We start from the raw sequence: 527 nt of genomic DNA, 5'->3' as shown, positions 1-527 counted from the left end.
TCGACTGCTTCATGTAGAACCTCCTCATATCGAGAAAATTCTACTTCTATTCCCAACTTTTTACAGGGGGGATTACCCTCTCAGAGAAATGCATGGGATTTTGCCGAAAATCGGTGCGACAAAGCCTCGGCTGACGGCGCCGAAGACCAAAGGCAAGTTGCAATTCGGTACGGGATTACGCCGCTCAGCGGTAACTGTGGTGCAGACCGCGAATTTTCCATTCCTTCGCGACCTGGAAGGCATGACCAGAGACGATAAGGGCGAATTTGTTGGTGTGTAGGGGAATCCAGGTTCGGATTCGGGTGGATAGAATGCCTGGATGAGTTACGAGCACGACAGCAGTTACAAGTATCTTTATTTCTGCCCCGGAGATGGTGCGCGACCTGATCATGGGATTTGTGCCGGACGAGTGGCTGCACAGTCTGGATTACGCGACCCTGGAGAGGGAGCACGGCAGTTACATCACCGAGGATTTCAAATCAAGGGCAGATGACATCGTCTGGCGGATCAAGGTGGGTGGGGAGTGG

The 527-nt window shown here is 52.6% G+C and carries 2 protein-coding genes; both read left to right on the top strand.

Translation table 11 applies throughout. The annotated features are described in order from the left end of the window. Nucleotides 1-280 (top strand): hypothetical protein (locus M6F29_RS12150; RefSeq protein WP_298160314.1); only part of this gene is annotated, 280 nt, incomplete at its 5' end. A 91-nt stretch (nt 281-371) separates the two neighbouring features. After that, nucleotides 372-527 (top strand): Rpn family recombination-promoting nuclease/putative transposase (locus tag M6F29_RS12485; RefSeq protein WP_366526017.1); only part of this gene is annotated, 156 nt, incomplete at its 3' end.

Origin of the sequence: Ferrovum sp. (assembly GCF_027317285.1) — a bacterium.
In the GTDB taxonomy this organism is placed as follows: Bacteria; Pseudomonadota; Gammaproteobacteria; order Burkholderiales; family Ferrovaceae; genus Ferrovum.
This window is presented reverse-complemented; position numbering and strand designations above follow the sequence as displayed.